A 22604-nucleotide genomic window follows, 5' to 3' on the forward strand; every position below is an offset into this window, starting at 1 on the left:
CCTCTACTGCTTCGGTGGCTGAGCTCCCAGACCCAAAAATGAAAGAGCTGATATTTCAAGCATCATAACGCCTATGTCCATCGCCGCCATTACAATAAGCGCTGGTATTATATTGGGCAAGATATACTTAAGAATGATTTGATACTGTTTAGCGCCTCCCATTTTAGCCGCCTGGATATAATCTTTTTCTCGGACAGCCATGACTAAGCTCCGACTTACCCGAGTGTATTTAGTCCAGCTCACTGCAGCCAGTGCTATCACAACATTCATCAAGCTGGCTCCCAGCACTCCGGCAATGGCAATCGCAAAAACCAGGCCAGGAAATGCCAGAAAAATATCAGAAATTCTCATAATGATGGTATCGACTCTTCTGCCCAAATATCCTGCCACTGTACCGATTGCCGTACCAACTACGAGTACAATGCCAACCAAACAAAAGGTCATTTTTAAAGAAGTTCGTGCACCATATAATAGTCTTGACAGTAGGCATCTGCCCAGCTGATCCGTTCCGAGTGGAAACTCAGCACTTCGACCTTGCAGCGCATGGGCCAGATTGCTTTTAAGAGGGTCTTTAGGCGCTAGGTATGGCGCAAACACACTGATGACCACCAGTAACAGTGCTAAGGCCGAGAAAAAAACAAATGATTTATTTTTTCTTAGAACTGCAATAAGCTCTTCCACATCACCCCCCCTTTTCCCAATGGATACGGGGATCTAACAGTTGATAGGAAATATCCACCAGCATATTAACTACTACATAGATGACCGCCATCCAAACGACATAGCCCTGGATCAGGGGATAATCCCTGCTAAATATAGCCTCAACCGCCAATTTACCCACGCCTGGCCAAACAAAAATTGTTTCAACTATGGCAGCCCCTCCCAATAATGAACCTACAGATAAGCCTAATAAAGTGACAATTGGTATTAATGATTTCTGTAGGATATGCTTTAATAATATGGATCTATCTTTAAGGCCTCTGGCTTTAGCACCAATGACATAATCCTGACCTATTTCTTCCAGGATAGCGGCCCTCAGCTGTCTGGTATATTTTGAGGCCATTGCCATCGCCAGAGTGACCGTTGGTAATAGGATGCTTGTCCAGTCTGAGTTTCCCATGATCGGTAAAATTTTGAGCTTAACCGAAAATATATACATTAACAACAGGCCCAGCCAAAAGCTCGGCATTGATATTCCTACAAAGGACAGTATTCTAATGATGTAATCTAAGGCCTTATTCATGTACAGCGCTGATATAATGCCCAGCGGCAGTACGATGATCATCATCAGTAACAGTGATGTCCCGGCAAGCTTAAGAGTAGCTGGCAACCTTGATATTATTACATCGGATACAGGTCTGCCATATTGATACGAGACGCCAAAGTCGCCTTGTATTACACCCGTTAACCACTCACAATAGCGAGTTAGAAACGGCTTATTCAGCCCCATTCCCTCTCTCACCTGTTCTACAAGTTGCGGAGTTGGCGTCACCCCTGTGGCATTAAGCATAAGCTCTGCTGGGTCACCCGGGGAAAGATAGGTCAATGTAAATGTTAAGAATGTAATTCCCAATAAAACTGGAATCAACTGCAGTAACCTTTTCATGATGTACTTCCGCAACTTGTTTCTTGCTCCCCTCAACGAGCTCCTTAAAGCCTGAACATTTTCATAGCAGATGGTAGTGGTAGGTGAAATTATTTCTCTGCTCCAATCATAAACATAGGTGTCGATCCATAATTTACTTTTTCTTCTTCATCCCACACCCTATTTCCGATTTCCACTTCCAGCATTATCTTTTTAAAACCAATTGTAAGCAGTTCTTTTGTGTCCCATTCAGGCCTATGCTCCTTACTCAAGGGCAGATTTCTTGCTATTTCTTCCATCACTTTCGTATTTGTGCTGGTATAATGATCTTTCATACCTCTTACCTTTGAATTCAATCTGTCCTGCTCATATTCTTTTCTCTTTTGAGCATCATGTAAATACAAATACCAGTTAGCATCAAAATTTAGTAATTTGCCACCACGTGCCAATACTCTATACCATTCTCTATAAGCTTGATCAGGCTTTTCAAGATTCCAGGTAAGATTGCGAGTCACTATTAAGTCAAATGTGTTATCTTCAAAATCCAGCTTATGGGCATCCATCCTTCTAAAAGTAATACTATTTTTATAGTTGCTAGCATTATTTTTCGCTTTTTTGAGCATCGCCTCTGTATAATCAACAGCGGAAACCTCATATCCGCAACTGGCCATTAGTATCGCAAAAAAACCGGGACCTGTACCGATATCTAAGACCTTTAACTTTCTTCCTGATACTTTTGGAGCATACTCATTGATTAGATCTGTCCAGGCGTCTCTTTTATAGCTGTCTAGCTCTTCTAAGTTTATTTGGCAATAACCGTCTGACCTCTTATCCCAATACTGTTCTACCTTTTCTAAAAGCTCTTCCATAATTCATTATCCTCCATTCATGTAAATAATCGTGTTCATTTACGGTTAACAATCCAGATGCCTACACATGCAATGCAGCCTACCATTCTATTTAAGGACAGCTTATCATTCTTATAAATAACGTGGGCAAGGATAACGCTTATAAAAACCCCTACCGAACCGAGTATAGAGCTCTTCACCCCGGTAGTATTGGCCATACCGATATAAAGAAAAACATATTGCAGAAGCGTATGCACAAATCCTAAAAGAGTAAAGCCCTTAAAATCTGATAACAATTTAGGCATTACTTTTTTTCCCATAACCTTCTGTATCATCATTAAAATTAGGCCAGCAAGTAAAAAACGATATCCAGCAAATAACAATTTGGAATAGCTGTCATTTGACGGTATGCTAAAAAAATCATACCCTAATTTGATTGCCGGGTAGGCGCTCCCCCCTAACAAATAAAAAAAACCACGAAGTTGACTCTAACGAGTCAAACCTCCATGGTCTTTGCAAACACCTTCATGGTCTTGCTCTGCAATATTATTTTTTATAGTATTCGACAATTGTTCGCAAATTCCTGTTAAACAGTTCCTCTTGTAAAATATATTTATCTGAAAAGCGCAATGCCAAATTAAGATCGTGCATGACCGCAATCATAGGAATGACCATACGTTTAATAAATCATGAAGGGTTAACCTTAAGTCGTTCCTCCACTTCGTTCACCAGGGCTTCAATCTGGTGGGGCAGAGGGCTACGGGGGACTCCCACGAGTAGAATGTTTCCACGTTGTATCGGAAGAAATAATTTGGCTGCTTTACTAGCAGAAATAGCCGTAGCCATTGTAGAAGTTATTTCCCCCAACAAACCATAGACCATCATAACCGCAATCGATCCTACAATAATGTCTACCCGGTCTACATTATAACAAATCGCGGACTCCCCTGAAGCTCCTTCTGTGGCCCCGGCGCGCAACATTGCTCCGGTAGCAAGTGCATTCGTTCCCAGCGCAAGGATATCCAGTTCGGGGATTCGTTTGCGTAACTGCTCTACAATATGTTTGCCAATGCCTCCGCCCTGTCCATCAATAACTGCTATCCGCATCATACCCTCCTCATTCCTTCTCAATATATACGGGGAAGGTGTTCGCCTTCAAGCATGCTCACAATATGTTAATTTTTGTAATTTTTCTCCACCTACTAGGAACATCGGGGTCGACTTATAAACAACCTTGTCTTCTTCATCCCAAATGCGGTCAGTAATATCCGTATTGATAAATATTTCCTTGAACCCAACGTCGATCAGTGCTCCGACATCCCAATGAGGACGAAGGCGGGTACTCAGATAGAGCTCTTTCGCTATCCTGTCTCCTTCCTCAGGATCTACATGTCCTTTACGATGAATACCCCTCCGTTCAGCCTCTGCCATGTCTTCCAGATATTTCGCCTGTCTTTCAGGGTCGTTTAATCGTAAGTTCCAATTAGCATCGAAAACCAACAATCGTCCACCCCGCTTTAGAACCCGATACCATTCCCGATAGGCCGCTTGCGGGTCGCAAAGAGTCCAAGTCAGATTTCTGCATAGAATCAGATCGAAAGAATTATCTGCAAAAGAAAGAGCATGCGAATCCATTAAAAATAATTCGGCCGCCACACCTATTTGCCGGAGGTTGTTTTGCGCTTCATTCAGCATGTTTTGTGTGCAATCGGTGGCAGTCACTTTATGTCCCATCTCAGCTGTAAGCATGGCAAAAAATCCTGGGCCAGTGCCAATATCCAGCACCTTCAACGAACTTCCTGCAGGTCTATACTCATCAATCAAATTTACCCATGCTTGTTTCTTGAAGCTATTCATCTCCTTCCATATTCCTTCACTGTAGCGGGAAGCTTCTCCCTCCCAGTAGCTTTTAATCCGATTTTGCATTTGCATCGCTTTTCTCTCCATTTCTCTAATTTTTTTTTCAGATGTCGGACAAGCCTCAATGCGTTTTTACATCATAAATTACTGCCCCCTAAAAATAAATAAAGACCATAAAGTCGACTCTAATGAGTCAAACCTCCATGGTCTTTGCAAACACCTTCATGGTTCTGCTTTACAATATTATTTTTCACTTAATTCTACAAACCATTCCTAAATACCTGCTTAGTTTGTTATTTCAAAATAATATTCGTTTTACTTAATTACCACACAACCTTGATTGCTATCACCAGAACTGGCAAATATATTATCTGCATAGGGTGATAATTAACAAGAATTATCGTATAATAATAGCAGAATAATATACTTTGAGAGGTGTCATTTATGATTATTAAATCTTCTACAACACTTAGAAATGATTACGGCGTAATTTCTTCACTCGCCCATGAGGTGGATGAGCCGATTTACATCACAAAAAACGGAGAGGGAGATCTTGTTGTCATGAGCATTGAGGCTTTCGAAAAAAGAGAACAAATTCTAAGGTTACGTTCCAAATTAATGATTGCGGAGCAATCAAGGCTGTCCGGAGAGCCTTCCGTTTCTTTGAGCGATGCAAAGAAACGGCTTGAGGAAAAGTACAATGCAAAAGATTAAAATAGAGATTTTGTCGCCTGCCTGGGCGGAGCTTGATGAAATTGCAGAATATCATCTTCATGCAGTCGGCGTAAATTCAGCAAGAAATATAACCGATAAGATTTTTTCCTCTCTTGAACGTCTTGAACAGTATCCGTTATCCTGTCCCTACATTCCTGACGAGGAACTGAGACTGCAAGAGTACAGAATGCTTGTATGCGGCAAGTATGTTTGCTTTTACAGACTGATAGGCAATACCGTTTATGTTTATCACATTGTCCACGGTTCAAGAGAATATTCAAAGCTGTTTAAGTAAAACTGAACGTTTTACAATAAAATCAGGTTTAAATACAGGAAAATATCAAAGTATTGGAGAATGGTACTTTTCAGATAACTCAAGACAGCATATTGGAGCTTGCCTACTTGAGTAAATACTGAAAAACAAGGCCATGGAGGTCTGACCCTACAAGGGGGTCTTCCTCTGTTCTTGATGAAGCAACCTCCAGTGTCGATGCAGCAAGCGAAAGCGCTATTCAAGTAGCCTTGGAACGTCTTATGAAAAACCGCACAACTATAATCATCGCCCACCGTCTGTCCACCATTCTCTCTGCGGACAAGCTAGTGGTCCTTAGTAAGGGGCATGTCGTTCAGTCAGGGAGTCATGATGAATTGATAGGTAAAGAAGGAATCTATATAGAACTTGTTGCCTCGCAGTATAACGTTTAGAGTGAAATCCCAAGTGTAGAAGAGCGAATTTTGTCAATTATTATTGACAAAATTTAATCCATAAATAACATCCATTTAAATAGGACGCACGATCATAGGTAAATAATACCTATGATCGTGCGTCCTTACAATTTTGGCTTTCGCGCTACGATTTTAAACTTTTTGCCTTGATATCCATATTTCCAGTACTCCATTTTCTTGAAGCTGTTGCGATAGGAATCATCCTCGATCGTAACGATCTCATACCCAAGTTGTTCGAGAATGTCGCGATCCATTGCAGGACGTTCCACTGTCACCGACGGAAGCTCTGTAAAAATGTCCTTATCATGATGCTCCGCTTTTTTTGGAATTCGCCATTCGGTAAAAAATATCACTATATTAGACATTGCTTTCCAAATAGAAGTTTTATAAGAATGCACATCTCTTCTATAGTTTCCATCATAAACAACCACTAGGCCACCGGGTTTGAGCACTTCCATCCAGCGTTCATAGGCCTTGCGCGGATCGTACAGTGTCCAGACAACATCGCGGGAGACAATCGCATCGAGAGAGTTCTGCTTTTCTTTGTTCAGAGCAACGGCATCGCCACAGTACAGGTTGACATCGATTCCCTCTGCTGCAAAATTACGTCCGGCGCATTTCACCATTCCTTCTGCGCCATCGATGGATATTACATGATGACCTAAGCGTGAAAGCATAATGGTAAAAAACCCCGGCCCACACCCTACGTCCAGTACATTTAAGCTCGACTTGTCGCCCAACACTGCTTTAAGCTCGGTTTGCCAATGTCTCACGTCTTTAACATTGGCCAGCTGACGTTTTACAAGATTATCGTAGCCCATTGCATCCTCCGTCCAGAGCTGTTCTATTTGCTCATACACATTGCTTTTCTCCTTTAAATTCTTTTAATTTGGGCACGTCGGAGTTTAGTTCAAGCCCCAACGTGCCCAGTTTTCAGTAGATTTTAATGGTTTATTTCGTGACGTCCAGGCGATCCCACTCGATCCCCTCATAAGCTGTAGGTGCCTTTTCAATATTGGTCAAACGGGCGTTAAAGACGTAGAATTTCGTCGGATAATAAAGCGGTACGCAGACGGCCTGCTCATACATCCGGTTGAAAATCTGGTTATACTTCTGCTGACGCTGTGTTTCATCGGTTGTTGCAAGAACCTCATCGAGGTAGCCATTGAGCGTTTTATCGTACCAACCTACAGTGGCCCCATTTTTAGGCTTGTAATAAAGGCTCATCAAAAAACCATGCGGATTCCAAGAGTCTTCATAGGTACGATAGATAACCAAGTCATAGTTCCGATTCTTCCAAATCGCATCATAATACGCATTTTTTTCGCGAAGCTGAAGATCAATGTCAATGCCCGCTTTCTTTAGTTCAGACTGAATCATTTCACAAAGAACCTTCCATTCAGGATATTCGCTGTTTTGGAAAACAAGGCTTAAGCGCAAAGGCTTTCCATCCTTTTCCACAATACCGTCGCCATCAGAATCGGAATAACCGGACACTGCAAGCAGTTTCTTGGCTTTGTCAAGGTTGTAATCATAGCTTTTGTTGTTTTCATCGTTTACGTAGGGCACTGTGCTAGGCAGGATTCCTTTGGCAGGTTTAACTAAGCCATCGAACAGATTATTGACAATACTCTGTTTATCAATAGCATAGTTCACAGCCTGACGCACGTTCAAATCCATCAACAAGGGATTGTCATAATTAAACATCAAATGGTAGCTCTTTGTCCCTTCCCGCTCAAGTGTCTTCAATTTAGAATCTGTTTTGAGAACCGATAAGCTTTCCATAGGCAGGTCAGCCATCGAAAAATCAACCTCGCCGCTTTGAAGTGCCATTACTCGGGACTGAGGATCCGATATAAGCTTTAAAACAAGCTTGCCTATCTTTGGCTTTTCACCATAGTAATGGGGGTTTGGAACGAAGACCATCTCTACATCGTCAACGCATCTTTCAAGCATCCAAGGACCCGTACCAATCGGCTTGACAAAATCCGCTTTAACATCGCCGCTCGTTGCTACTGAATTTGCACCCAACATTCGGCAGGGACGCGGATAGCTCAGCTCGGTCAAGAAGGGATAATAGCTCTTTTTAAAGCTCATTTTTACGGTGTGGTCATCGATTTTCTCAATATTGGCCATTTCGTTGACTACGCTGAGCGAAGCTGTTGCAGACTTTCCTACCCAGCGACCCACGTTAAACAAAACGGAATCCGCATTGAAATTCGTTCCATCGGAGAACTTCACGTCCTTGCGAAGATGGAATGTATATTCCTTGCCGGATTCGCTAATTTCCCATTTTTCTGCCAACGCTGGTTCGAACGCCCCATCTTTGCCGTACTTGACCAGTGGCTCATACATCAGCTCATACGGCAACATATCTCCTTTTGCAATAGTAGTGTCTAGATTCAAGAGAGTGCTGCCGCCGGAAATTGCAACCGTAACATTTTTTTCACTCGTGGCCTGTTTTGACGTGGTTGTAGATTTCGCCTTCGATGCGGTGCTTTGAGCTGTGCATCCAGTCATCATAATCATCATCATGACCATGATTATTGCGCAGAATTTTGTTGCCTGCTTCGTGTTTTTCATTGTTATAACCATTCCTTTCCATCTTTGCTCATACTTTAATTGCTTACCCACGGTTTTCTTTGCCAGATTTCCCCTCCTTAAAGAATATAATTTAATCAGGTCTTTACCCGAAATTAAACTGGTTATCAATGTATTCCAAGCATTCTGTGGCAAGCCACCCAATGCCCTTCTTCCACTTGTATAAGCTTCGGTTCTTTAGCCCGGCAGCGTTCCTTGCTATGCATACAGCGTTCAAAAAACCGGCATCCCCGGCTGTATGCCGTCTGCAGCGACGCCTCTCCATTGAGACTGTTTCTCCGGCTTTTCCGCTTGCTCGGGTCTGTTACTGGAATAGAATCGAACAAGGCACTCGTATAAGGATGGCAAATCCGTTGTTCGAAATGGTCAGTGGTTTGAATCCATTCCACCACTTTGCCAAGATACATAATCGCAATCTGACTGCACACATACTTGACCGTAGAAAGATCATGAGAGATAAACAAATATGTCAATCCAAAGCTTTCCCTCAACTCATTGAGCAGATCTAAAATTTGTCTTCGAATTGAAAAATCTAGGCTGGAAACTGGTTCATCACACACCACAAAGCTTGGGTGCAGCACCAACGCCCGTGCGATGTTGGCACGCTGCCGTTGCCCTCCGCTCAGTTCATAGGGATAGCGATGAATGTATGAACCATCCAAGCCCACCTTCGTCAGAATCTCCTCAGCTTGCTGCAAATACTGTTTGGCGGGTAACTTTTGATAATTTCGGATGGTCTCGCAGATTGTCGCACCGATGGTGTAATGAGGGTCGAAAATCGACGAGCTGTTTTGAAAAATCATTTGAATATTCCGCCGAATCGGCTGCATTTGATTAAATCTCAAATTGGATATCTCCTGCCCATCAAAGCAGATGCTTCCGCTGGTCGGTGTTTCCAAGCCCGTTACCAGCTTACCCAGTGTGCTTTTGCCACAACCGCTCTCTCCAATCAACCCTAGTGATTGTCCCTTTTCAAGGCTCAAATCCACACCATCCACGGCATAGAGCGGTGTTTTTTTGCCCCAAAATGCTTTCGAGGTATAAAAGCATTTGCTTAATCCGGTAGTTTCTAATAAAATCGTCACGGTACACCTTCACACTCTACAAAATTGCATTCAAAAGCTGTTTGGTATAATCGTGCTGCGCGCAATGGAACACATCCAACACAGTACCCGCCTCCACAATCATACCCTCTTTCATGATATAGATGTCATCTGCAATTTCCGCTACTACACCCAGATCGTGTGTTATGAATAAAACGCCTGTCTGAGTCTCTCTGCTCATGGTGCAAATCTGGTCTAAAATCTGCGCCTGGATAGTCACATCGAGTGCCGTTGTCGGTTCATCCGCGATTAACAACGGGGGGTGCATTGCCATGGCAATCGCAATCATGACCCTTTGGCACATGCCACCACTCAATTGAAAAGGATATTTATTCATTATCCCCTCGGGATCGGGCAAGTGCATACGTCTAAGCAGTTCCACAGACTGTGCCCTTGCTTCACGTCTGGTTATGTTGCGGTGCGCGCGTATTGTTTCTGAGACAAGATCACCGATTGAGAAAAGGGGATCCAACGAGTTTACGGGATCTTGAAAAACAACGCCCACCTGAACACCGCAATAGCTGTGCCGTTGTTTTGCGGATAACCCGCGGACGTCCTGTCCACTTACCAATATCTCACCATCGATAATGCTTCCCTTGCACTCCAGCAAGCCCATAATGGACATGGCCGTAACGGATTTACCGCAACCGCTTTCTCCCACCAGCGCTGTAATTCTGCCACGGCGCACCTCAAAACTAATTCCATTCACCGCCTGAATGACATTCCCAGGCAGCCTAAATTCCACCTTAAGGTTCTTTACGCTTAGGACGACATCTTGTTGCCTACTATTTAAAAGCATTTTCTCAGCTTCATCTCTCCAGCGCATCTTTCAGTCCCTCTCCCAATAGATTGAACGCCATAACCGTCACCATAATTGCCGCACCCGGATAAATCATCAGTTGTGGCTGCGTTTGAATATATTGCCTGCTGTCGCTGAGCATGACGCCCCACTCCGGTGCCGGTGGCTGTGCCCCAAGCCCAATGAACGAGAATCCCGCTATGGCAAGAATAATCGTACCAACCTCCAGCGTTGCCAATACGATAATTGGCGATAGTGCGTTTCTTAAAACATGATGAAACACAATGCGCCGCTTTGAACATCCTGCCGCTTGCGCCGCCAGCACAAAATCCTGTTCCTTGATTTGCAAAACAATGCCGCGAATTAGTCTTGCATACCCGCTCCACCAGACACACGCCATGGCAATAATGAGGTTTTTGACGCTCGCACCGAGTATTCCCGTTACCGCCAATGCGAGAATCGAACTGGGAAAGGCCATGCAAATGTCGGTAAACCGCATAATGGCCGTATCAATTATCCCTCCTGCGTATCCAGCCAATAATCCCAGGGGGATGCTGATGAGCAACATCATGCCCAGCACAATCACAGCATACAGCAACGATGATCGCGTTCCCCAAATAATCCTTGATGCGATGCAGCGGCCAAGATTGTCCGTTCCCAGCCAGTTGGTTTTGCTCGGCGATTGCAACTTGTTTTTCATGTGTATCTCAACCGGATCGGTCGGAGCAATGAAGGGGGCGAGAAGAGCAATCGTACAGATCATTGCCACCAGACAGATTCCCACAATCGCCCTTTTGTCATGCAACAGCTTTTTTAAAAAACGAGGCGGCATTCTTTGCATAGAGCAACAGAATTCCTTCTTCACGGCATCACTCTCCTTTCGACATATAGTCAATTCAATTTAATACGCGGATCAATATACACATAAAGAATGTCGACTAGCAAATTAATGCCCACTATTACGACCGCCATCATCAGCACATATCCCTGAATCGCCGGTAAATCCTTATATCCAATGGAATCGAGCGCATATTTACCTAATCCCTGCCATGAAAATATGGATTCCACAATGAATGATCCTCCCAGCAGCCCCCCAAATGCCATACCCATCTGTGTGATGATGGGCAGTATGGCATTTTTCAGCGCATGCTTGCCGATGACGTAGCGCTCAAGCAAGCCTTTCGCCCGAAGTGCTTTGATATATTCCTTTCCCAGAACATCGAGCATACTGGTTCGAAGCAGGCGGATATACGGTCCTACATGGCCCAATGCCAGCGTAACTGCCGGCAGTATGATTGTATTCGAAGAACTGTTGCCCACTACCGGTATCCATTTGAGACGAGCGCCAAATATATACAGAAGCAGCAACCCCAGCCAAAAAGATGGCATCGATACGCTTAAAAACGAAAAATTCCTTCCCAGTCGATCCAACCAAGATTCGGGATACATCGCAGACAAGATGCCCAGCGGCAACGCGATTAGCAATAGCAGTGCCATGGCACAAAGGGCAAGTTTCAGCGTAGCGGGAAACCGCACTATAAGTTCATCAAGAATCGGCCGTTTGGATTTATACGAAGTTCCAAGATCCCCTTTGAGCACGCTTTTGAGCCAATTTCCATATTGTACGGTGAGCGGTTGATCCAGCCCCAGTTCCGTCCGAATAATTTTTACTGCTTCTTCTGTCTGCTGTCCCCCGTTGTCTCGCGCAATGATCGAAGCCGCATCTCCTGCCGAAAGATGGGTCAGCGTAAATGTAATAATAGAAATTGCGAGTAGAATCAGAATAAGACTGAACGCTCGTTTTATAATAAATCTCAGCAAGGTACAATGCTCCCTCCCATACTTACGCTGCAGATAAATCGCAGCTCATATCTTTTTCTGCTCAAACTGTGAAGAAACCAGTTCCCTGTAGAAGCCTTCCTGCGTAATCAGTTGTTCGTGTCTGCCAATTTGCATGATTTTTCCGTGATCCATCCCAACCAGCCTATCGGCCACCATGATGGTAGACAGTCGGTGAGCCAGCACCAGTATATATGAACCGCTGATGAGCACATCTATGTCACGGTATTTTCCGGCATACCCGCTTTCTATACTCTTATAAAACAGTTGATGCATTGTGAGGATATCTCTTTCCTTGATGGCTCATTATCACTCAACCCTTTTGCTTTGGCTGCTTTCATATAATTAAGGTTCATTATTTCAATAACATTTGTTCGAAGTAATCTAGTATATGTAGCTACATAACCAAGGCTTAAGTAAACGCCAGTAAAAGAATATTTTGAATTTTATTTCCCGCTACTACAAGTCGCTCCCTGCCGTCAGCGTAGTCTCTCCATTGGCTATACTGTTTAAGATGTCGTTTCCGTAAACAGCCATTGTTACAGATATATCGGCCTGCTTAGACGGGTTCTTGTCAAAAACAGCCGTTACAGGCGCTATAGTACTGTTCGAATCTGTTGCCGCATAAGCCGGTTTAGCCAAAGGAATTTGCATAACCAGTATGGAAAGCATCATTACAGCTATCAACAGCCCTAAATAAAACTTTCGAAATTTTCTTTTCATTTCTATTCTTCCCCTTCTCCATACCTCTAACTAAAATATCCCCTCGGTTACTTTGAACATTAAAAAGCCTCTCAACCGATTGGTCAAAAGGCTAAAAATACTGATAATCATATATTGATGCCAGCACTTTTAACACCTCCCCCTATCGCTCGTAGAGTAGTTGGTGTATAAAATACAGGCAGGTCTTCTGACTCTGGATCATCAATGTTTCGCACCTTCCCAGACTAAACCAGTGACCTTAACGAAACATCTCCCCATCACAGCGGCGGGACCGTGCAGGAATTGCACCTGCTTCCTTTTTAAACCGAAGCACACATGCTCCGATACCTGAATTTTCTATATTAGTTCAATTTTACTTTTATAGCCCATTGGTTTTGCCGACGGGATAATTCTTCGAGTTCGTCTTCAATATCTATAAACTTCACTAGCCACTGAATCCTCTGCTCCTTTTCCGAATTATACTTCCCCAAGATTTCTCCTCGCGCATCAAGCAACGCTTGCCTGTGCTTTTCCATCTCCTGATTTTGCTCTCGATGTCTCACCAGTCAGGCCTCCTTCAAGAAAAACAAAAAAACCTCTACAGAATACCTGTAAAGGGATATAGTGACTCCGCTAGCCGGATAAAATACGCTGACTTCCCGACATAAACGACACCTCCCCTATCTTCCGTAGGCTCCTGTGTTGATCCGTAATGAGCAGGTTTCCTGGCTTTAGTTCATCATAGCCCCACGTCTTCCCAGATAAAATCCAGTGACATTTTGTGAGGCAACTCCCTATTACAGTGGCGAGACCGCGTCAGATTTTACTGACTTCCCTTTTAAATTCTTTCCCTTAGAAAAGAATCACTCATTACCTAATATTGAATTGTTTTCATTATAACCTTAACTTTAAATTTTTGTAAGCCCTGTCAGCTCAAAAAATCACACCAAGCATTTTTTATTTATACGCCAAGATTGTAATTAACATCTTCTCAATCTCTTTAAGCTCTTTATTGTTTCGCTTTGCGTAATCATCCACTTGAACCTTATCACTTCTGTGGATATCAAAATATTTTGCATCTTGAGAGCTGAAGTACAGACCGCACACACTAGCAACAGGATCCATCATATAATGTTCTGTTAAAGTTATACCCGTATTACTTTCTCCCTCTAAAAGCTGAAAAAGTTTTGTTTTTTCAGCATGATCCCTAAGACAAGGGTATCCAAAGGCAGGTCTTATTCCCCTAAATGACCCTTTTAATAAAGATTTAAGCTCTAGATTTTCATCTGGAGCGTATCCCCAATAATCCTTTCTTACCTGAAGATGTAATAACCCCGCGAAGGCTTCTGCTAACCTATCAGCAAGAAGTTTTACCATAATTGCTCCGTAGTCATTGCCTTGTTCTTTAAGGTTCTCGGCATATTCCTTAGCACCAACGCCTGCCGTTACAATAAATCCGCCTAAATAATCAGTTTTTCCACTATCCTTAGGGACTATATAATCCGCAAGGCATCTATAGACATTATCCTTGGAAATCGTTTGTTGCCTTAACATATTGAAGGTTGTAACACTTCCATTATGGTACATTTCAAGGTCATCTCCTAAAGAGTTAGCAGGAAAAATACCCAAAACAGCATTTGCTGTAAGTATGTCTTCCCTCTCTAGTAAATCTAACATTTCATTGGCATCATCAAAAAGCTTTTTAGCTTCTTCACTATATTTAGGATCTTCCATAATTTTGGGATACACCATGCCCATACCCCAAGCTACAAAGAAATAAGACCAATCAATATAGTTTCTAATCTCGCTGATGGGGAAATTTTTCAAATGTTTAGTTCCAATTAAGTTTGGAACGCTTATACTTTCCTTATTCCAATCTATTTTAAATTTCTTTTCTCTAGCTTCTTCCAGTGGCACAAGCTTTCTTTCAATTTTCCCGTAGCTTTCTCTTAGATTTTGGTATTCCTCCTCAATTTGGGCTAAATACCTATCTCTTTCATTCTTATCGACCAGCTTTTTAGCAGCTTCTACGGCTTTTGAAGCGTCAACGCTATACACGACTCCCTTTGAATATTTAGGTGCAATCTTTAAGGATGTGTGAGTCTTAGAAGTTGTTGCTCCACCAATCATCAGGGGAATATTAAACCCTTGCCGTTCCATTTCCTCCGCCACATTAGACATCTCATCTAATGAGGGAGTAATAAGTCCACTCAGGGCTATGATATCTGCATTTTCTTTTTTTGCTGTTTGGAGGATTACTTCGCAAGATGCCATTACTCCAAGATCAATAACTTCAAAATTATTGCAAGACAGAATGACTGAAACGATGTTTTTGCCTATATCATGGACATCACCCTTAACCGTTGCAACGACCACTTTTCCTGCACTGCTACTTTCACTACTCTTCTTCTCTGCCTCAATGTATGGTAATAAAAAGCCTACAGCCTTTTTCATAACTCTTGCGCTTTTTACAACCTGCGGGAGAAACATTTTGCCTTCTCCAAATAATTCTCCAACCACCTTCATTCCATCCATCAGCGGTCCTTCAATAACCTTTTCTGCTCTGTCATATTGTCTTCTGACTTCTTCAACGTCTTCTTCTATGAATTCCGCTATGCCTTTTACTAAAGCATGTATTAATCGTTCCTTGCAATCTTTCTCTCTCCAGGCAAGTTTATTCTCAACTTGATCCCCACCAGACGCTTTGTATTTTTCCGCAAACTCTAAAAGTTTTTCGGCAGAATCCGGTGTTTTATTCAAGATCACATCTTCAACCTTTTCCAGGAGCTCCTTATCTATTTCATCATAAATTTGAATCATACTTGGGTTTACAATAGCCATATCAATTCCTGCAGCAATAGCGTGATACAAAAACGCAGAGTGCATAGCTTCCCTTATGGCATTGTTTCCTCTAAAGGAGAAGGATAAATTACTTACCCCACCACTTACCTTGGCATAAGGAAGATTTTCCTTGATCCATTTTACGGTGTTAATAAAATCGACCGCGTAATTGTTGTGCTCTTCAATCCCTGTGGCAATTGCTAAAATATTAGGGTCAAAAATAATATCAGTTGGTGGAAACTTCACCTTATTCACTAATAAATCATAAGCTCTTTTGCAAACTGCAATTCTCTTCTCAAAAGTATCTGCCTGGCCTTGTTCATCAAAAGCCATTACCACAACGCCCGCACCATATCTTTTAATTAACGTCGCTTGCCGAATAAACTCCTCTTCCCCTTCTTTTAGGCTTATAGAATTTACAACTGCTTTACCTTGAATTGCCTTTAAGCCTACTTCTAAAACCTCAAATTTTGATGAATCAATCATCACTGGAACTCTGGAAATATCTGGCTCGCTAGCGAGAAGCTTAAGAAATATATCCATTTCACTTAAGGCATCAAGTAGCCCATCATCAAAGTTTATATCTATAATTTGTGCTCCGTTTTCCACCTGTTCCTTGGCCACAAATAATGCTTCTTCATATTTTTTCTCTCTAATTAGTCTTGCAAACTTAGCTGATCCAGAAACATTCGTTCTTTCCCCAATATTGACAAAATTATTTTCTTTCTTTATGACAATGGCTTCAAGACCACAGTAAACAGTCTCTTTCTCGATCAGAGGAATTTTTCTTGGTTTGATACCCTTAACCGCTTCACTGATCGCTTTAATATGCGCCGGTGTTGAACCGCAACATGCCCCGACAATATTTAAATGACCTTCCTCTGCTAATTCCTTTACCAAAGCCGCAGTTTCTTCCGGACGTTCCTCATACTCCCCTAGGGAGTTTGGCAGACCTGCATTTGGATGGAAGGTTACATACCGATCTTGTGTTTTGGAAAGATCTTTAATGAAAGGAATTAAATCCTTAGCGCCAAAGGAACAGTTTAATCCTATGCCAAGAATTTCATCACCCTTCATAGTGTGTGCAAAAGCTTCAAGCGTTTGACCGGATAAGATACGACCACTTTTATCCGCAATAGTACCTGAGATAATTATAGGCAGTGTTATACCTTTTTCCTCAAAGACATTTTCAGCTGCAAATATAGCTGCCCTAGCATTTAAGGCATCAAATATTGTTTCAATAAATATAATATCTACTCCACCATCTACAAGCCCCTGTACCTGCTCCCCATAAGCAAGTACGAGTTCCTCAAAGCTAATATTTCTTATTCCTGGGTTTTCAACATCTGGTGAAAGGGATGCTGTTCTATTGGTAGGCCCAACTGAACCTGCTACAAAACGCGGTTTACTTGGATCAACGTTAGTAAAAAGATCTGCCTCTTCTCTTGCTAGCTTTGCTCCTTGGAAGTTAAGCTCATAGACCTTATCCTCCATACCATAATCCTTTTGAGATATTCTGGTTGCATTAAAGGTATTTGTTTCAATAATGTCCGCCCCAGCTTCTAGATAACTTTTATGAATAGCTTTAATAATCTCTGGATGAGTAATATTTAAAAGGTCATTATTCCCCTTTTGGCTTCTATGACAATTACAACTTCCGGTAAACTCTTGCTCATTTAAGTTATATCCTTGGATACAAGTCCCCATTGCGCCATCCAGGACAAGAATTCTTTCCTTTAAATAATCCTCGATATTATATCTCATTAGTTAGCCCCCTTAATTTTGAGTAAATACTTTTGATGTATTTGAACCTAATACATTCACTATAGCATGATAAAAGAGATATAGGGTAACTCTAAAAAGCTATGGCTTGTTATAGCATAAAACTATAACAAGCCATTTTAGGGCATCTTATAAATAAGGTATATAATTATGATTTTAGACGTGTAATAGGTTTCTACAGTGGAATCATCTATAGATTTTTAGTTACTTTGTCCAATTCTTGCACATAAGCTGTCGCAAGCCTGCTAAGCGTTACACTTTTATGTGAAATCCATCCTACAGTAATAGTTTCATTAATATTCAAGGGTATTGGGATGATGTTATTGCCGTTAAGGTCAGCACTTAAAACGCCTGTTGAAATGGTGTATCCATTTAATCCGATCAGAAGATTAAACAGAGTTGCCCTGTCGCTCACACGGATACTCTTTTTATGAGATAAGGTACTCAATATTTCCTCTGAAAAATGGAAAGAATTGTACTCTCCTTGTTCAAAGGACAGGCAGGGATACGAATCCAAATCCTCCAACGTGACTCTCTCTTGCTTTGCCAGCGGATTTTGAGTACTGATGAAAACATGAGGTGCAGCTTTAAATAATACTGTAAACTCCAAATTGTTTTCTTTCATAAGCTTATTGATTACCTTTGAATTAAATTCATTGAGATACAAAATACCGATTTCGCTGCGGAGGTTTTTTACATCCTCCAAAATTTCATAGGTTTTTGTTTCTCGCAAGGTAAACTCATATTCCTCCAAGGCGTATTTTTTTATGAGATTTACAAAGGCATTTACAGAAAAAGCATAGTGCTGGGTTGAAACAGAAAAGTGCTGGGGAGATGGCTTTGCATCTAGGTAACGGTTTTTCAACAGTTCTGTTTGCTCCAATACCTGCCGTGCATAGCCAAGAAATTCTGCCCCCTCAACTGAAATACTAATTCCCTTGTTGGAGCGCTCAAAAATCGTGATATTAAGCTCTGCTTCCAATTCTTTTATTGCGTTGGAAAGGCTGGGCTGAGATATGAATAAACGCTTTGCAGCGACATTAATGGAGCCCCAGGTTGCGATTACAATTGCATATTTAAGCTGTTGAAGTGTCATTTTTTCACCTGCCTGTTCTTTCCCTGTTGTGATTTCTCAGCTAGTCTTAATACTCTATTCCCTCTCGCTCCATTATGCCCTTTTCCATGGGATGTTTGCGGGCAGTTATTTCCGAGACATAATCAGCTAACTCGATCAGCTTTGAAGGGGCATCCCTCCCTGTCAGAACGAGTTCCAATTTTAGTGGCTTGATCTTAACAATCTCGACTACTTCCTTCAGAGGCAGGTACCCGCAATTCACCGCTGCCATAATCTCGTCCATGATGATCAAATCCCATTCCCCGCTCTTGACGGCCTCAATAGTATAGTTCAGACCAATCCGCATTTCTCCTTTTATTCCTGCCATTTCTTCCTCTGTCATTCCCCAAGTGAATTTGTCATTTTCTTTCTTACTAAAGAGCTGAAAGCACGGTCCTAAACTGGCGATGACTTTCCTTTCTCCCGTAGTCCATCCTTTTAAAAATTGAACCATGAGGACCCTAAGTCCTTGCCCATACGCCCTGAGCCCCAACCCGATTGCTGCTGTCGTCTTCCCCTTCCCTGCACCTGTATAAATATGGATGAGACCTTGTTGCATGCTTATTTCTCCTCCCTCATTAACTTCTAACCTCACGGCACTCTCCGAGGCGGTTGGGACAAGGGTAACTACATCACCCAGCACGTCACCTTAGCCGACTTCAAATCCTCGAAAAGAGAAGGACAAATTCTTTTTAGACCACTGAGTCAATCTCTTCAAATCTTGCATGTTCCTAGCTGCTTTTTTAAGTTCCGTGCTTCTGCAGCTCTGCACCACATAATTTGAAGCAATTTCAAAATCTAAAATGATGCTGGGTATATCATCTGCTTCGAGTTCTGGACATAGTGTTGTCCTGAACTCATGGGCAAGTCCGCTATTTTTAATGACTTCCACACTTTCCCGAATTGACGATAACTCCAACTGGCTTGTCCCTGTAATGCTTTCATATTTGCTGAGCGGAGCCTTTAAGTCCATGGCGATAAAATCTAGAAGCTCTTCTTCTATCAGCGTTCTCAAGATATCCGGATTTGTTCCGTTTGTGTCAAGCTTTACGAGCATCCTCATTGCTTTCAATTCTTCGATAAAAACGTGAAGATTCTTTTGCAACGTCGGTTCTCCTCCGCTTACAACCACTGCGTCGATCATTCCTTTTCTTTTGGAAAGCCATTCGAAAATTTCTTCAGGCAGAATACCGTTTGAAGTGTCCTTAGTATCTAGTAGACTGACGTTGTGACAATAACCACATCTTAAGTTACAGCCCTGGGTAAAAACCACAGACGCTATCTTACCCGGATAATCCACAAATGAGGCCTTTATAAATTCTGCTATATTCATGATAACACCTCCTGAATCCTGAATTTTTTCCTCTGGTTATACTCTTCTTTCTTCCCAAGATTATAGTTCTTGACCGGTCTGAGGTATCCTGTCACTCTGGACCATACCTCGGCTTCGGCACCACATTCAGGGCATCTGAAATGTTCTCCGCTGATGTATCCGTGAGAGTCGCAGATACTGAAGGTTGGCGTAATGGAGATGTATGGGATTTTATGTTTGTTAAATATTTTTTGAATAAGCCGCTTACAAACCTTAATATCCTCAACTGCTTCTCCAAGATAGAGGTGCTGAACCGTTCCCCCTGTGTAAAGAGACTGCAGTTCGTCCTGTAGCTCCAAAACCTCAAATATATCATCCGTATAACCTACCGGAAGTTGGGTTGAGTTTGAGTAATAAGGAACTTCATCACCAGCCGTAATAATTGAGTCATACTTTTTAATATCCAACATAGCCAGACGGTATGATGTTCCCTCTGCTGGCGTCGCCTCTAAATTGTAGACGTTTCCGGTCTCGTGTTGAAATTTAACCAGCAGCTCTCTCAAATAGTTCATGACACTCACCGAAAACTCCCGACCTTCTTCAGTTTCAATTCCTTGGCCCATGAAATTCAGTAATGCCTCATTCATTCCTATGATACCGATCGTACTGAAATGATTGTGCCAATAATGCCCGGTCCGCGCCTTTGAATGTCTCAAATAATGGCATGAATAGGGATACATCCCCCGTTCTGACTGCTGCTCAATAATTTTCCGCTTGATTTCCAAGGCCGTGCGCCCGACTTCCGCCATTTGGTTCAGACGTTCCATAAATTCCTGTTTTGAATTGGATAGATACGCTAATCTAGGCAGGTTAATGGTAACTACACCGATTGATCCTGTGAGAGGATTGCTTCCGAACAAACCCCCACCTCGTTTCCTGAGTTCACCGGTATCTAGCCTTAACCGGCAGCACATGGATACAGCATCTTCGGGAGACAGATCTGAGTTTACATAATTAGCGAAATAAGGAATTCCATACTTACAAGTAATTCTCATAAAGGCATCCGCTACAGGACTCTCCCAATCAAAGTCTTTGGTAATATTAAGGGTGGGAATTGGGAAAGTAAACACTCTTCCCTTTGAATCTCCTTCCAGCATCACTTCACAGAACGCCAAGTTGAACATATCCAACTCTTCCTGAAAATCTCCATATTTATCCTCAGCGTATGTTCCGCCAATAATCACCTGCTCATCTCTCAATGTAGAAGGCACCCTGATGTCAAACGTAAGGTTGGAAAAGGGGCACTGAAATCCAACCCGTGTGGGAACATTGAGGTTAAAAACAAATTCTTGCAAACACTGTTTGACTTGAGTAAATGTCAATTGGTCATTCCGAATAAAAGGCGCACAAAAGGTGTCAAAACTTGACCAAGCCTGGGCTCCGGCAGTTTCCCCTTGTGTAGTAAAGGTAGAATTTACGATTTGCCCGAGGAAAGATCGTAAATGTTTGGCTGGACCGCTTTCCACCTTGCCAGGTACTCCTCCGAATCCATCCAGCAGGAGCTGTCTCAAATCCCATCCTGCACAATAGGGTCCAAAAAAGCCCAGGTCATGGATGTGGCACTCTCCACTTTCATGCGCCTCTCGAACTTCCTGAGGATAGATTTCATAAAGCCAATACTTTTTGGTAAAGACTTCTCGTATATAATTGTTTAAACCATTGATACTTTTTTGGGTGTTCGCATTCTCACTAATTTGCCAGTCCTTATCTCCTAGGTAGTCGGAAAACATACCAATGGTCGCCCCAATCAGCGCATCCATTTCACGGGTGCTTTTCCTTTTCTGACGATAAAGTATATATGCTTTGGCTGTTTTGGCATGTCCGTTTTCTATGAGGACTTTTTCGACGATATCTTGTATCGATTCTACATCCGGTTGCTTGTCCCTAAAATTTCTTTGTAATACATCTACTACCTGTCTGCCTATTTCCTCAGCACGCTCATAGTCCGATCCTCCACAAGCTGTGGCAGCTTTAAAAATTGCATGAACTATTTTCTCTTGATTGAAAGACTCAATTCTTCCATCTCTTTTAATAATTTCTGTTATCATCGGTTAAATAACCTCCAATTTTTCCAATTCAAAAAGCCCCTTGACGCTGAGCGCCAAGAGGCTGTGTATCTCCCTGAATACAACACTTACTTATGGAACCCCCCTATCGCTCGTAGAGTTATTGGTTCATTAAACAAAGGCAGGTCTTCTGACTTTGGTTCATTAATGCTTCACGCCTTCCCGGTATCTACCAGTGGCCTATAGTATGAAACATCTCCCCATTACAGTGGCGGGACCGTGCAGGACTTTTACCTGCTTCCCTTTTAAGCTGTACTCTTAGTACTTGCACCTTTATTTTCCAATATTCAATTGCTATCATGTTATCGTATATTAACCTAATGTGTCAACCATGAAGTTTATTTTTTTATATTGATGAACACTCCCTTAGAGCTACTGAGTATTTCTATCCCCTATCCGGCATAGCCATATTAAGGATGGGGGTGGGCAAGTGCAGTTTTAATATATATTAATTGTTTTTTTAACTTTTATAATTCACATAATATATGAAGATGTCAAAGCCCTTGTCGTTATTTTGATGAGCGCCAAGCTAATAGGAACCATATTGGGGCAATTGCTCCTTATCCCGGTGGCCAAAGCCATTGCAGATATTTATAAGTGATTGCCGGAGTATTGCTGCTGTAAAAAAAATAAAAACGCAGCAGGAATTAAC

23 protein-coding genes, 1 pseudogene and 3 riboswitches are annotated in these 22604 nt (G+C 42.2%); of the genes and pseudogenes, 4 read left to right on the forward strand and 20 right to left on the reverse strand.

Features of this window, described 5'->3' with window-relative positions; all coding sequences use genetic code 11:
• Window positions 1-3: 3 nt before the first annotated feature.
• The 6 genes from JL57_RS26405 to JL57_RS26430 form a co-directional block, all read right to left on the reverse strand.
• Window positions 4-681: an ABC transporter permease gene (locus JL57_RS26405; protein ID WP_291300603.1), complete on the reverse strand. Its 678-nt coding sequence runs from the start codon at window positions 679-681 to the stop codon at window positions 4-6.
• Window position 682: 1 nt separating this feature from the next.
• Window positions 683-1621, reverse strand: coding sequence for a nickel ABC transporter permease (gene nikB / locus JL57_RS26410; protein WP_034144878.1), 939 nt, complete (start codon window positions 1619-1621; stop codon window positions 683-685).
• Between the two features lie 74 nt (window positions 1622-1695).
• On the reverse strand, window positions 1696-2454 hold the full coding sequence (locus JL57_RS26415) for a class I SAM-dependent methyltransferase (protein ID WP_034144879.1): 759 nt from the start codon (window positions 2452-2454) through the stop codon (window positions 1696-1698).
• A gap of 35 nt (window positions 2455-2489) precedes the next feature.
• Window positions 2490-2897: a DMT family transporter gene (locus JL57_RS26420; RefSeq protein ID WP_366557112.1), complete on the reverse strand. Its 408-nt coding sequence runs from the start codon at window positions 2895-2897 to the stop codon at window positions 2490-2492.
• Between the two features lie 223 nt (window positions 2898-3120).
• Entirely contained in the window at window positions 3121-3540 is a 420-nt protein-coding gene (locus JL57_RS26425; protein WP_034144880.1) for a DUF3842 family protein, read from the reverse strand.
• Between the two features lie 48 nt (window positions 3541-3588).
• Complete coding sequence (locus JL57_RS26430; protein ID WP_034144881.1) at window positions 3589-4365, reverse strand: class I SAM-dependent methyltransferase; 777 nt, start codon at window positions 4363-4365, stop codon at window positions 3589-3591.
• 372 nt (window positions 4366-4737) lie between these two features.
• Between JL57_RS26430 and JL57_RS26435 the strand changes: the two genes are divergently transcribed.
• The 3 genes from JL57_RS26435 to JL57_RS35635 all read left to right on the forward strand — a co-directional run bounded on the left by JL57_RS26435 (window position 4738) and on the right by JL57_RS35635 (window position 5712).
• Window positions 4738-5007: a type II toxin-antitoxin system prevent-host-death family antitoxin gene (locus JL57_RS26435; protein ID WP_034144882.1), complete on the forward strand. Its 270-nt coding sequence runs from the start codon at window positions 4738-4740 to the stop codon at window positions 5005-5007.
• Window positions 4994-5302, forward strand: a complete 309-nt coding sequence (locus JL57_RS26440; protein ID WP_034144883.1) for a type II toxin-antitoxin system RelE/ParE family toxin — start codon at window positions 4994-4996, stop codon at window positions 5300-5302. The genes JL57_RS26435 and JL57_RS26440 overlap by 14 nt, the downstream gene beginning before the upstream one ends.
• Window positions 5303-5541: 239 nt before the next feature.
• Window positions 5542-5712 (forward strand): hypothetical protein, encoded by a 171-nt coding sequence (locus JL57_RS35635; protein WP_291300605.1) that lies wholly within the window; start codon window positions 5542-5544, stop codon window positions 5710-5712.
• Between the two features lie 125 nt (window positions 5713-5837).
• Here JL57_RS35635 and JL57_RS26445 read toward each other — a convergent pair whose 3' ends face one another.
• From JL57_RS26445 to JL57_RS26510, 14 genes are all read right to left on the reverse strand, one after another.
• Window positions 5838-6593, reverse strand: coding sequence for a class I SAM-dependent methyltransferase (locus tag JL57_RS26445; RefSeq protein ID WP_034144884.1), 756 nt, complete (start codon window positions 6591-6593; stop codon window positions 5838-5840).
• Window positions 6594-6684: 91 nt separating this feature from the next.
• Window positions 6685-8478 (reverse strand): nickel ABC transporter substrate-binding protein, encoded by a 1794-nt coding sequence (locus JL57_RS26450; RefSeq protein ID WP_291300606.1) that lies wholly within the window; start codon window positions 8476-8478, stop codon window positions 6685-6687.
• Window positions 8442-9317, reverse strand: a complete 876-nt coding sequence (locus JL57_RS26455) for an ABC transporter ATP-binding protein (protein ID WP_291300607.1) — start codon at window positions 9315-9317, stop codon at window positions 8442-8444. The genes JL57_RS26450 and JL57_RS26455 overlap by 37 nt, the downstream gene beginning before the upstream one ends.
• Window positions 9318-9435: 118 nt before the next feature.
• Window positions 9436-10263, reverse strand: coding sequence for an ABC transporter ATP-binding protein (locus tag JL57_RS26460; protein ID WP_291300608.1), 828 nt, complete (start codon window positions 10261-10263; stop codon window positions 9436-9438).
• Complete coding sequence (nikC, locus tag JL57_RS26465) at window positions 10247-11101, reverse strand: nickel ABC transporter permease subunit NikC (RefSeq protein ID WP_291300609.1); 855 nt, start codon at window positions 11099-11101, stop codon at window positions 10247-10249. Before nikC ends, JL57_RS26460 begins: the two co-directional genes overlap by 17 nt.
• A gap of 26 nt (window positions 11102-11127) precedes the next feature.
• The gene (gene nikB, locus JL57_RS26470) at window positions 11128-12057 is read right to left on the reverse strand and encodes a nickel ABC transporter permease (protein WP_034144886.1); all 930 of its coding nucleotides are present in this window, start codon (window positions 12055-12057) and stop codon (window positions 11128-11130) included.
• 45 nt (window positions 12058-12102) lie between these two features.
• On the reverse strand, window positions 12103-12351 hold the full coding sequence (locus JL57_RS26475; protein WP_034144887.1) for a hypothetical protein: 249 nt from the start codon (window positions 12349-12351) through the stop codon (window positions 12103-12105).
• Between the two features lie 183 nt (window positions 12352-12534).
• Window positions 12535-12798, reverse strand: coding sequence for a X2-like carbohydrate binding domain-containing protein (locus tag JL57_RS26480; RefSeq protein WP_034144888.1), 264 nt, complete (start codon window positions 12796-12798; stop codon window positions 12535-12537).
• A 159-nt stretch (window positions 12799-12957) separates the two neighbouring features.
• Window positions 12958-13144: riboswitch (cobalamin riboswitch) on the reverse strand.
• A complete protein-coding gene (locus tag JL57_RS26485) occupies window positions 13140-13340 on the reverse strand; it encodes a hypothetical protein (protein ID WP_034144889.1) in 201 nt (66 codons plus the stop codon). Its footprint overlaps the riboswitch before it by 5 nt.
• A 134-nt stretch (window positions 13341-13474) precedes the next feature.
• Window positions 13475-13663, reverse strand: a riboswitch (cobalamin riboswitch).
• A gap of 71 nt (window positions 13664-13734) precedes the next feature.
• Window positions 13735-17382 (reverse strand): methionine synthase, encoded by a 3648-nt coding sequence (gene metH, locus JL57_RS26490; protein ID WP_034144890.1) that lies wholly within the window; start codon window positions 17380-17382, stop codon window positions 13735-13737.
• Window positions 17383-17590: 208 nt separating this feature from the next.
• The gene (locus JL57_RS26495) at window positions 17591-18496 is read right to left on the reverse strand and encodes a LysR family transcriptional regulator (protein WP_034144891.1); all 906 of its coding nucleotides are present in this window, start codon (window positions 18494-18496) and stop codon (window positions 17591-17593) included.
• A gap of 46 nt (window positions 18497-18542) precedes the next feature.
• A complete protein-coding gene (locus JL57_RS26500; protein ID WP_034144892.1) occupies window positions 18543-19073 on the reverse strand; it encodes a cob(I)yrinic acid a,c-diamide adenosyltransferase in 531 nt (176 codons plus the stop codon).
• 90 nt (window positions 19074-19163) lie between these two features.
• A complete protein-coding gene (locus JL57_RS26505; RefSeq protein WP_034144893.1) occupies window positions 19164-19847 on the reverse strand; it encodes an anaerobic ribonucleoside-triphosphate reductase activating protein in 684 nt (227 codons plus the stop codon).
• Window positions 19844-21934, reverse strand: coding sequence for a ribonucleoside triphosphate reductase (locus JL57_RS26510; RefSeq protein ID WP_034144894.1), 2091 nt, complete (start codon window positions 21932-21934; stop codon window positions 19844-19846). Before JL57_RS26510 ends, JL57_RS26505 begins: the two co-directional genes overlap by 4 nt.
• Before the next feature lie 120 nt (window positions 21935-22054).
• Window positions 22055-22242, reverse strand: a riboswitch (cobalamin riboswitch).
• A 194-nt stretch (window positions 22243-22436) separates the two neighbouring features.
• Between JL57_RS26510 and JL57_RS35640 the strand changes: the two are divergent.
• Window positions 22437-22553, forward strand: a pseudogene (locus JL57_RS35640) (DUF2837 family protein); the annotation flags it as partial.
• Window positions 22554-22604: the final 51 nt, after the last annotated feature.

This window comes from Desulfosporosinus sp. BICA1-9, assembly GCF_000802135.1.

Excerpts from the sequence above, each read along its gene's own strand:
- JL57_RS26415 (WP_034144879.1), bottom strand. The coding sequence starts at position 2,454 with ATGGAAGAGCTTTTAGAAAAGGTAGAACAGTATTGGGATAAGAGGTCA.
- JL57_RS26425 (WP_034144880.1), bottom strand. The coding sequence starts at position 3,540 with ATGCGGATAGCAGTTATTGATGGACAGGGCGGAGGCATTGGCAAACAT.
- JL57_RS26430 (WP_034144881.1), bottom strand. The coding sequence starts at position 4,365 with ATGCAAATGCAAAATCGGATTAAAAGCTACTGGGAGGGAGAAGCTTCC.
- JL57_RS26435 (WP_034144882.1), top strand. The coding sequence starts at position 4,738 with ATGATTATTAAATCTTCTACAACACTTAGAAATGATTACGGCGTAATT.
- JL57_RS26440 (WP_034144883.1), top strand. The coding sequence starts at position 4,994 with ATGCAAAAGATTAAAATAGAGATTTTGTCGCCTGCCTGGGCGGAGCTT.
- JL57_RS35635 (WP_291300605.1), top strand. The coding sequence starts at position 5,542 with ATGAAAAACCGCACAACTATAATCATCGCCCACCGTCTGTCCACCATT.
- JL57_RS26460 (WP_291300608.1), bottom strand. The coding sequence starts at position 10,263 with ATGCGCTGGAGAGATGAAGCTGAGAAAATGCTTTTAAATAGTAGGCAA.
- JL57_RS26475 (WP_034144887.1), bottom strand. The coding sequence starts at position 12,351 with ATGCATCAACTGTTTTATAAGAGTATAGAAAGCGGGTATGCCGGAAAA.
- JL57_RS26480 (WP_034144888.1), bottom strand. The coding sequence starts at position 12,798 with ATGAAAAGAAAATTTCGAAAGTTTTATTTAGGGCTGTTGATAGCTGTA.
- metH (WP_034144890.1), bottom strand. The coding sequence starts at position 17,382 with ATGAGATATAATATCGAGGATTATTTAAAGGAAAGAATTCTTGTCCTG.
- JL57_RS26495 (WP_034144891.1), bottom strand. The coding sequence starts at position 18,496 with ATGACACTTCAACAGCTTAAATATGCAATTGTAATCGCAACCTGGGGC.
- JL57_RS26500 (WP_034144892.1), bottom strand. The coding sequence starts at position 19,073 with ATGCAACAAGGTCTCATCCATATTTATACAGGTGCAGGGAAGGGGAAG.
- JL57_RS26505 (WP_034144893.1), bottom strand. The coding sequence starts at position 19,847 with ATGAATATAGCAGAATTTATAAAGGCCTCATTTGTGGATTATCCGGGT.
- JL57_RS26510 (WP_034144894.1), bottom strand. The coding sequence starts at position 21,934 with ATGATAACAGAAATTATTAAAAGAGATGGAAGAATTGAGTCTTTCAAT.